The following is a 9764-nucleotide window of genomic DNA, read 5'->3' as shown; positions in this document are numbered from 1 at the left end:
ATCTGGTATGTGAAATGTTAAAAGCACACTCATGAAGTCAGTCACAGACGGTCATACTTGATTGTGAACACATCAAGCTGAATCTTGAACGAACCATACAAATTACACGAAACGCATTGAACACAACGCACGAACGGAGCGACGCTGAGCGGAGGCCGTGCGTTGTGTGAAAAAGTGCAGTCAAGTATGGTAAAAGTATGAAATTACGTCAATTTTGTTAAAATGAAATGCAGATGAAACGAAAGTTCTAGTACGAAAAGAATCAACGCGAGAGTATGTCATCGCATGACATACCAGTACGTTAAAAAATGACAAACTCACGGCGAACGCCAGCTCAACAAGTTCAAGTTCCTAAGCTAACGTGAATGGCCCGACAGGGATAAGGGCGCCCACCGATACAAAGTTGGGCATGACTGCCCCAACCCGCCCGAAGCCAAAGCTCCCCATGAAGAAGACGCAAAACCCCTACCTTCCTGCAAAGCCAGCCTTGCAGAGAGCAGAAACGAAAACGGCGAGTTAAGCAACGGCAACCCAAAGAAGGATCAACGATAGAGAAAAGGCTTTTGATTGTGATTGAAGCGAGCGCGGAAGCGTCAAACCCCCGTACCTGTATTACGGGGGTAAATTCCCAAGGACATCAGTATATTCAAGATTACATAGACACCTAATACCATGAAATAATGGAAAATTCAAAAGTTGAAGTTGCAGATACAATAATGTCTAATACGTGTATAAGCACATAATATTTTGGTTACTCATATCACAGTGATTGCTATTGAAAAGATTGAACGAGAGTTAAAACAAGGAAGAACTAGGCCGCTACTGTGCTTAGCCGATGACGGTAAAAGATATGTCGTTAAGGGGGCTAATACTAGTCGAGGTGAACTGGTAAAAGAGTGGATTGTTGGTCATTTAGCACTGCGTTTTGGCTTACCTATCCCACCTTTCAAAATTGCATGGCTCGATGATATTCTCACAGAGTATTCACCATTGAATATAAACTCAGGTTATTGTTTTGCTTCTGAATTTCAGCGTAACATTCAAGATGTCACCTTCTCTCAGCTGAAAAAATTAGAAACGTCGGAGTTAAAAGATATCTATATGTTTGATTATTGGATTAGGAATAACGACCGAAACTTAACTGAATTTGGTGGTAATCCCAATTTATTTTTTGAGCAAAGCACTAAGCAGCTTTTTGTGTTAGATCATAACTTAGCCTTCGATAATGATTTCGATCTAGATTCACATAAAACTCTACACGCGTGTGCTTCTGTAGGAAAAGAGCTAGACTTAGTTGATAGACAACATTATGAGCAAAAATTTACTGATGCAATGACTGTAATTCCAGATGCAATTAAAACTTTGCCAAACGATTGGCTGGAAACAGATACATTTACTCTTGATAGTATTAATGCAGAAATCATTGTAAGATTGGAGCTCTTTAAATCAGCAGACTTTTGGGAGGGTATAAAATGAAAGTAGCTGTACATTATTCAATCATTCGATTTATGCCATTTTCAGAAACTCAGGAGTTTGCAAATGTTGGTGTTCTAGCTTTTGTCCCGAAAACTGGCTATGTTAACTTTAAAATTGCCCCTAAACGCTTTAAGAGAGTTTCTGATTTCTTCGAGGATATCGAAGGTAACCTCTATAAACAGGCTATTAGCACTTTTGAAGAAGAACTGCACTCTGTTCAACAGTTTGCCAGAAGGTTAAAAGGGCAAGACTTGGTTAACATGATGCTCGAGATCACTCGAGAGCGTGAGGGTCTCATGACTTTTGCTGACCCTGGCATTATGATTTCAGAAAACCCTGATGCAGCATTAACTGAGCTTTTCGAAGTATATATTGGTCGAAATTTTAAAGAAGTTAAAGAGTATAGAGAGCAGCAAATGGTGAAAGCGCTTAGGCGAGAGCTAACAACTGCTATTGATATCAAGTATCAAGAGAAACGACTAGATGCAGGTTATGGTTTTTTTAAACTACCCTTGGTTACTGTCGATAACAACGATATCAAAGCGATTAAGCCATTAGCTTTTGATCAGCATACGCCTTTAATGCTTGCGGATCATGGTGAACGTTGGATATCTCGTATTAAACACTTGATTAGAGCGAAGACAATCAAACACGAGAATTTCCTTTTTGCTTTAGAGAAGCCTACTCGTAACACCGATGAATTTCAGACAGCATATGAAGTAGTAACTCAAGAGATGAAAGAACTAGGTGTTCAGATTCAAGACTTTGAAAATAGAAATAGCATTTTCACTTTTGCAAAACCCAACTGGCATTCGCCTGATGATTTTGAATTAATTAGTTAACACTAACTAAGGGGCTGTTAAAGCCTCTTTTAGTTTTCAGTGGCAGCAAGCTTTCCAGAACTAGATTAGTTTTATCTTTGTTATAGCACGAGAGAATTGAAGTAGCTTACTTGTTGTTTTTATTTCTAATTCAGAGTTAATCTCGATAAGCGCAATACCAGTAAGGATTTGTTGTGCACTTACCATCTGGCCTGTTGGTAAGTGCAACTTCTCCCCGACCATTTCAAAACCTTCCCATGAATCGCCAATCCCAAGTTCGCGGTGCGCATACATCCTGATTAGGCGTTTACATTCGGGTGGTATCGGCTTCCCTTTATCCCACGCCCGGACATCCTTTAGTGTTTTAAAGCAAAGTTTAGCCGTCATCTCTGGCGAAATACCACACTTCATCTGCCTAAAAATGTAGTTATCCGTAACACTTAAGTATCTCATCTTTATACCTTTCTTAGTGAAAAGTACATTCATACGCGACACTGTAACTTTAGATACCTGTCAGTTTATGCAACTATCAATATAAGCAATGATAGTTGCACTCACCACCCACTCTTTCGATTATGTCTTTAAGGCTTTAAACGGAGTTCGTTCAGCTTCCTCGCAATCCTCGCTATCTTGCTGTTAATTTTTACATCTGGATGCGCCCCTAACTCAAGTAGTGCCATAGCCAATATGATTTGTTGTGGTTGTACCAACTGGCCCGTAGGCAAGCACAGGCTGTCTCCTACCATGTAAAACCCATCCCACTTTTCTTCATCTGAAAGTTCCCTCTTGCGGTACAATCTGACGAGCCTTTTATACTCCGGTGGGATACAACCACTGCTTTTCCATTTCTCGACGGTAGTCACAGATTTAAAACAAATTTTTGCTACACTTTCCACGGTCAAATCTTCAAAAATCCGCAGAGTTTTGTGTTTTTGGTAAGTACTTAACTTATTGTAAGTAAAGCGCATAAAACCACCAAACTTCCTAATTATGTACTTAGTCAGTACTATTTAACTTAAGCTGGCATAATGCGCACTAGCGCACCCAAATTTAACATTTAGGCACACACGTTCAAAACTGTCTCATTCATTACAGTAAGTTATTGATATGTATGCCGAACTCTCTATAAACCTTTCCTTTCTCAGCGCTAACTCCTCATACAGCCCGAATGGCTCGCTTCCATTATTGCTGCGCATTGCACTTCTAACAGCCTAAAATTAGCGAAAAAATAATTTCGCCGCGCTTCAAGTTCCTGCGGCACATCATGTTTTATGAGTCATTCAAAATGTTTAACTGCTGTGAGCTTTCATCTATTCACTAAGGCGCTGAGTTTTTTACGTTAATGTTGCCACCGTTCGTCGCTGGTTTGATGCCGACATTCATCAACCCACTAACTGTAAAACTGCTGAACGTAATATTTTGGCTATTTGTTTACCCCATGAAATTCTGTATCTTCTGTCCATTCGTATCGTTGGCTTTGGTGAATCAACTTGTCTCTCTTAGCGCTCAAAATACTACTCAGAAAATTTCAGGGTTGAAATACTATAGCTTACTCGCTAGTTCCAACTAATGTTCGATTTTGAAAACCACCGAAATACACAATCTATCTCTATCTACAAAAACACTCCGACACCTGAAACAATGCAATCATAGCTTCTTGATTAAGACCATTTAAATAGCTTGTCGTTAACCAAAATGTACTTTTAGGAGGTTTGTATTTTTTTCGTCTACAGCTAAGTCAAAGATCACTGGATATGAATCATCTTCTCAAGTCTTATCTATCGCGCGATAAAGTCACCCTGTCACATCAAGTGAAACTGGTCATACTATAGTCCTGATACACTCTAAGTCCTATACGAACTAAAATCATCACTGTGTTACCGTGTCACTCAAACCGAATTCTACCTGACACGATTCGTAAACATCATCACGAATGCGACACGTATATGATATAAGGTTTACATAGATTATTAGCTACCACCGAATACTGTGTATTTAAACAGTAACTAGCAATGGGTGTCACTACTTTTTAAAGTGACTGTATATGTCATCAATCGAGCCAGATACATCAAGTGGATTTGTTAGCCCTTGCACTAACATCATTGCTGAGCTAATTTCGGCTAATGTACTGTTTCTCGAACTGGCAACGCGCTCTGGAGTCGACATATAAGTATGTGGCCAACCAGCATAGCCCCCTTCTCGCCAGTTATCATTCGCACCACCTTCACTATCACTTGGTAGTCGAAAGTCATCTTCTTCGGCGTTATCGATGACTACCATAACTAAGTCCTGATCTCTTGGGTAGTAACCTGGGTTCATGCCCAAAATGCGCTCTATTTTTAGGTGTGTCAGACTTTTTCCAAAACTATCGAATGTACTACGGTCTGTAACCCAGAAAACACCGTCTTTTCTACCGAGTGTCTTGTTGGATTTCACGTGCTCTTCAAAGATAGCCCTAGGAAATACACAGACTGGAATATCAAGTTTATAGTTCGTCACCGGTACGAGAGCCGTAGAGGTTTTGTCTATAACGGCCAAAGCAGAACACAACTGAGTTGGTGTGACTAGGTTTTTAGACTGCTGCAATAACTGTCGAGCTAATAAGGAAGGTGATGGAAACATAATATGACCTCTGTAAATGCCTAGTAGTAAAAGTGACAACTCATATTTCGATAGCGTGCCTCAATATTAGTATGGCACAACGTTCATATAGCGTTATGTCTGTTTGAATTACTACCAACATCATTAAGTTATAGTGCACTAAGATTCGCATTCCAATCTTGTTCACAGTAAACACTTACTTTTGTTATATTACCCAAGAACCGAAGCAGCATAATGTGCTGGCTGGATTTTGATTGGCTTTAACCCATGTAATTAAATTACAAAGCCAGAATTTACAACAACTCACTGCAGCATATTACTCTGCGATAAGTTGTTGTTCTTGCGTTTTATTTGAATCGGTTCTTTGTAATATAAACGCGGAGTTGTATGTATTAAGGCACAAAAAAAGGCTCCCTATTGGGAGCCTTTAATGTAATTCTGTTTGATGTTGACTATTTTGGTAACTCTGCTTTTTCTTTTCGTATCTGTTCAGCGACCATCTTTATCGCTTGAGCTGTACTAACGCCTTGCTGCATGAGTTCTTGTATTTTCTCGACGGCAGCTTGCTGCTCTTGATGAGATAAGGTGGGTAAATCGTCAAACATAAAGTCCTCCTGACGAAGTGGGTCTTAAAGGAGGACTATAAACGATAATCTCATTCAGGCAAGCGTTAATAAGTTGTCATGAAGTTTATTGTTGCGCCCATTGCTTGCGGTGAAGTGTAACTTGCTGCGATATCGATTTCGAAGATGTTCAAAGGACTCAATCCAATACCTGCAGTGATCGTGCCTTCTGAATCTCGGGACATATTTTTCATATACCCTCCCCTTAGTTGAATTTGTCGAACTAAATCAACTTCAATGCCAGCTCGTAGCATTTGCACGTTATCGTCGAATTGAGTGAATTTCTTTTCCTCATTCAAGTCATAGTCCACTGAGAACTGAAAGTAGTCCGCGACAAATCCTGCGCCAACAGTATAAAGAGGCGTTAACTGATATTCGTATCCATAGTTGACATTCCGCCCGCCAATATTGACCACTCCAGAATCGGTTTTAATATTTCTCGACAACATGTTTTTAGCAGAGAACCCCGCTCGAAACGGGCCATTGAACCAGAGTGCGCCCGCATCTAAGTTAAGCGCTGTCTCACCTTGCGAGTTTTCACGAATGTTATTAAGGTTAAAGTCTTTTAATGAACTCACAGACGTATAAGTATAAATTCGCTGTAGTTTTGGCGTCACACCAAAAGAGAAGTGTTGCCCAAAGAGTGTCTGATATCGTGCTAACGAGATCCCTACTTCCGTCACTGCAACTGATGCGGTTTTGACTGCAGATTTATTCGCATTCTCTATATCAGTGCCGTCAGTCACAATGTCTGGCGTGGCTACATTTTCAGCGTACGCCTTGCCAAATATATTCGCCGCTAAGTAGCGATTTGGTATTCCGAATGCTATTGCCCCCCCAAAATCGACTTTAGCTTGTGTACCATGTAAGGCATTGAGTGTAGCGGCTGACGGGGAGTTAATCGCAGTGTCAACTTTGTCTAACATTTGATCTTCATCGTTATAACTCACACCTAGACTTGGTACTAACATGCCTGCATCGTCATTGCGTCGATAGATAGCAACCAAAGCGGGATTATAGAATGGTGCAGTAAGATAAGATGCCGAGACAACACCGACTCCACCCATCGCATCACCGCGAGCATCAATCGCTAGTGTTGAAGCGTTGGCCGAAGCCGAAGACAATATTGACGTGGTTGACACGATCGAGAGTGCGGTAAGCGTTTTGATTCTAGTGTTCATTACAAAAATGCCGTTAATCCTTTATTTAGCTATTAACGGCATCAATTGAATTTACTTTAGTAATTAGACGTTGTTTTTCCGATGTTAATCGTCAACTGAGACATCAAACGTCTTACTTATGATCTGAGAGCGCTCAAAAAGAATTGGACCTTGCCATCGGGTTTGTTTCATTGACACCGCCAACACATATCGGTCTGGTGGTACATTCTTGGCTTTCAACTCTGACGGGTAATCAGATTCGTATTCCTGGCCCCAGATTTGTGTATATTTACCATCAACATAATCGTAGAGCCCGACTTCTAGTTTAGGTAAAGGACAATAAGGATTCAGCAAAGCGTTTTTTTCAATTTGCCACTTATCTTTAGCCGACCATCGCACCGTTTGCTTTAGTGCTTGGTCTGTAAAAATGAGCCACTGGCTCCACACTTCACCGTCAATTCGCTTCACTTCGAGTCGATATAACCCTACATCAATCGGTGACGTTAAATTATAACGAATCCCATAGACCGCCGCGTGAGTGACAGGGTCACTTATGGCATTAGTAAAAAACTCTCGATCATTAGAAATTTTACGGTCGACCCACTTCTTCAGGGTAATGGAAGATATCGCTATCTCCGACTCCAGTTCAATAGTTGCTTGAAAAGTGTCACGTCCTGGGCTTTGAATCGATTGCTGCTTTACGATGACAGAACTTAGCCATTTCGGTAGTGGTTGCGATGAGTAACCTTTACCGCAATCCGCTTCTAATGACTGAAGGAACAGCCGATTGATGTGAGTTTTTATCGTTTTTGATGGCTGTTGCTGCCAAATTTCCACTAACGACTGAAACATCGACTCTTGATCTTTAGTCAAAAGGTGTCGATGAGCCTGAGATATTGGCGTATTGTTCTCAAACCACTCGGCACCAACCTGAGTTGATGCCGTAAGTAATGAACAAATCAAAAGCAATGAGTGTTTTGACATTAGCCTTTCATTTTATAACCAACACCACGCAGAGTTTCGATTTCTAACCCTGGAAGCTTTTGGCGCAATTGTAATACGTGAGTGTCTACCGTTCTTGTTGTTGGGAAATGATTATAACCCCAGACATGATCAAGTAGTTCATCGCGAGTGAATACTCGGCCAAGATTGCTCGCTAAGAAAAGTAACAAATCAAACTCGGTACGAGTGAGCGTAATCATCTCACCTTTGTAATCCACTTCACGTGTAGATTTGTCGATCACTAAGCTGTCGGTAACCACCTTGTTCGTTTCTTCAATATCTGACTCTGGTGCGCGTAGCTGTGCACGTACGCGAGCAAATAACTCTGCTTCAGCAAATGGCTTGGTAAGATAGTCGTTTGCGCCAGCGTCTAACCCCGTTACTTTATCTTTTACGGTAACAAGTGCCGTCAGAAGAATAACTGGAACATCTTTTATTTGTTTCCAGCCAGGTAAATGTTGTACTGAATCACCATCGGGTAATTGACGGTCTAGAATAACGAGATCCGCTTCCTCCCAATACTGTTCAACTTGAGAGATAAGTTCTGCATGTAGGCAGTTATACCCGGCTAACTCTAAGCTTACTAAAAGGCCGTCAGCTAGATTCTTGTCATCTTCAACAAGTAGCAGTGTCTGTTTCACAGGGTATCTCCAAAATAAATGTTGTAGGCGGTCCAGCAAGCGACATTTTGCCACCCATTCGACCCACCATAGATTCTACAATCGTAAGTCCTAACCCAAGGCCAGCCTTACTAACAAATGGTTTTCTCAGTTCACGCCAATCGCGTGCTGACAATGGACCATTGTCGATCACTTCAATTCTAAGTGAATTTGAAGAAGTGATGACATTTAACGTAACCGGAGCAACACCGTACTTTATCGCATTGCGCAACAGGTTATCGATACATGTACCTAGCCAATATATATTGATTTTAGCGGCGATGTCCTGATTAATAGTCAGATTAACGTCAACTTCAAACTCTTCTTCTGCTTTAAAGCTTAACCAATCTTGAACAGATGGAAGCCATTCTGTTGCAAGCGGTTTGTTATCTGACTGTAAATAATCTTTACTCGCTTCCGCTAATTGCCGTAGTCGTCGCGTATCTTCACACAACCTTCTAAATTCATCATAAACAGATTCTGGCAGCCTCTCAAACTCACGACGAAACCCTTCTACTGTTAAAGACAAACTTGCAATCGGAGTTCTCAGCTCATGAGTTAGGATCTGCAATACAAGCATACGACTTCTCATCTCTTCGCGCTTGCTATTCCACCGATAAATCGCCCATCCAATCACTAATAGGATATTTGCGATAATCAAAACGATCATGCTTATGCGTAACACGTCAGAATGATCTTCAACTTCCCAACACAAGTTACCACGCTGAACAAAGCATGTAGAGGTTTGCGATGCAAGTTTATAGTTCAAACCTGCTTCTTTAATATTATTTTTCCAAACACTTGGCTCAAAGAGATAGTACACATCTCCTCGCCTTAGCCACAACTCTCCATTTTCCACAAACATCGAAGAGCCACGTATTAGTGAAATAACCGTTTGCTCATCCATGACCTGTAATCTGCCAAGCAACGAACCAGGCGGTGAAAGCTCGCGTTCATTTATATGCATGAACTTTTTTAATTCTTCAGCTTTCTCTGGATACTTAGCAATGTATCTTGCAGCGTATGTTCCCCCTCCAGGATGAATCAAACCACTTCGAGCAAACCACTTCGTTGATATTTTTCTTCCACTACACATCGCTCGAGTAAAAACTAGTGGCTCTGTAATCAACGGGCTTAGCGGCAGTTTACCACTGCACTGCTCTGCCAATCGATACAGTTGCTGAATTGACTTTAGAGGATACTTTGTTGTTTGTGGCAACATAGATACCGGCGTCAACAACTGTGTAGGAAAGTCCGCTTGGATAACACGAATGTCATATGAAGCCTTTGCTTGCTCATAATCAAAAAAGCTTACAAAGTTATCAATGCGTTCCGGCAAAGATTCAGCGCTCGCAGAACTAGCGAACGGCAATATAATCGCAAGCAACAATGTGTGAGTTAATTTCTTCAAAGGGCTGATCT

The 9764-nt window shown here is 41.1% G+C and carries 10 protein-coding genes; 2 read left to right on the top strand and 8 right to left on the bottom strand.

Annotated elements, in window-relative coordinates; translation table 11 throughout:
• The first annotated feature begins 765 nt into the window (after positions 1-765).
• Positions 766-1476: a HipA family kinase gene (locus L4D74_RS20300; protein WP_428754323.1), complete on the top strand. Its 711-nt coding sequence runs from the start codon at positions 766-768 to the stop codon at positions 1474-1476.
• On the top strand, positions 1473-2318 hold the full coding sequence (locus L4D74_RS20295) for a DUF3037 domain-containing protein (protein WP_428754321.1): 846 nt from the start codon (positions 1473-1475) through the stop codon (positions 2316-2318). Before L4D74_RS20300 ends, L4D74_RS20295 begins: the two co-directional genes overlap by 4 nt.
• A 60-nt stretch (positions 2319-2378) precedes the next feature.
• Here the strand turns inward: L4D74_RS20295 and L4D74_RS20290 are convergent, their stop codons facing one another.
• The 8 genes from L4D74_RS20290 to vxrA form a co-directional block, all read right to left on the bottom strand.
• Positions 2379-2750, bottom strand: a complete 372-nt coding sequence (locus L4D74_RS20290; protein ID WP_428754319.1) for a regulator — start codon at positions 2748-2750, stop codon at positions 2379-2381.
• 128 nt (positions 2751-2878) lie between these two features.
• Complete coding sequence (locus L4D74_RS20285; RefSeq protein ID WP_428754318.1) at positions 2879-3265, bottom strand: regulator; 387 nt, start codon at positions 3263-3265, stop codon at positions 2879-2881.
• Positions 3266-4319: 1054 nt separating this feature from the next.
• Complete coding sequence (locus tag L4D74_RS20280) at positions 4320-4919, bottom strand: hypothetical protein (protein WP_428754316.1); 600 nt, start codon at positions 4917-4919, stop codon at positions 4320-4322.
• Between the two features lie 431 nt (positions 4920-5350).
• Positions 5351-5503: a YoaH family protein gene (locus tag L4D74_RS20275; RefSeq protein WP_250618627.1), complete on the bottom strand. Its 153-nt coding sequence runs from the start codon at positions 5501-5503 to the stop codon at positions 5351-5353.
• A gap of 65 nt (positions 5504-5568) precedes the next feature.
• Positions 5569-6702 carry a conjugal transfer protein TraF gene (locus L4D74_RS20270; protein WP_428754314.1) on the bottom strand — a complete coding sequence of 378 codons (1134 nt, stop codon included), beginning with the start codon at positions 6700-6702 and terminating at the stop codon, positions 5569-5571.
• 84 nt (positions 6703-6786) lie between these two features.
• Positions 6787-7665, bottom strand: coding sequence for a DUF2861 family protein (locus tag L4D74_RS20265; RefSeq protein ID WP_428754313.1), 879 nt, complete (start codon positions 7663-7665; stop codon positions 6787-6789).
• Positions 7665-8324: a response regulator transcription factor VxrB gene (gene vxrB / locus L4D74_RS20260; protein WP_250618624.1), complete on the bottom strand. Its 660-nt coding sequence runs from the start codon at positions 8322-8324 to the stop codon at positions 7665-7667. The genes L4D74_RS20265 and vxrB overlap by 1 nt, the downstream gene beginning before the upstream one ends.
• Entirely contained in the window at positions 8299-9753 is a 1455-nt protein-coding gene (gene vxrA, locus L4D74_RS20255) for a sensor histidine kinase VxrA (protein ID WP_428754311.1), read from the bottom strand. The genes vxrB and vxrA overlap by 26 nt, the downstream gene beginning before the upstream one ends.
• Positions 9754-9764: the final 11 nt, after the last annotated feature.

The sequence above is a fragment of the Vibrio cionasavignyae genome (assembly GCF_050337155.1).
In the GTDB taxonomy this organism is placed as follows: domain Bacteria; phylum Pseudomonadota; class Gammaproteobacteria; order Enterobacterales; family Vibrionaceae; genus Vibrio; species Vibrio nomapromontoriensis.
This window is presented reverse-complemented; position numbering and strand designations above follow the sequence as displayed.

Coding starts and splice junctions, on each gene's coding strand:
- L4D74_RS20265 (WP_428754313.1), bottom strand. CDS start 7,665: ATGTCAAAACACTCATTGCTTTTGATTTGTTCATTACTTACGGCATCA.
- L4D74_RS20290 (WP_428754319.1), bottom strand. CDS start 2,750: ATGAGATACTTAAGTGTTACGGATAACTACATTTTTAGGCAGATGAAG.
- L4D74_RS20275 (WP_250618627.1), bottom strand. CDS start 5,503: ATGTTTGACGATTTACCCACCTTATCTCATCAAGAGCAGCAAGCTGCC.
- L4D74_RS20270 (WP_428754314.1), bottom strand. CDS start 6,702: ATGAACACTAGAATCAAAACGCTTACCGCACTCTCGATCGTGTCAACC.
- L4D74_RS20285 (WP_428754318.1), bottom strand. CDS start 3,265: ATGCGCTTTACTTACAATAAGTTAAGTACTTACCAAAAACACAAAACT.
- L4D74_RS20280 (WP_428754316.1), bottom strand. CDS start 4,919: ATGTTTCCATCACCTTCCTTATTAGCTCGACAGTTATTGCAGCAGTCT.
- L4D74_RS20295 (WP_428754321.1), top strand. CDS start 1,473: ATGAAAGTAGCTGTACATTATTCAATCATTCGATTTATGCCATTTTCA.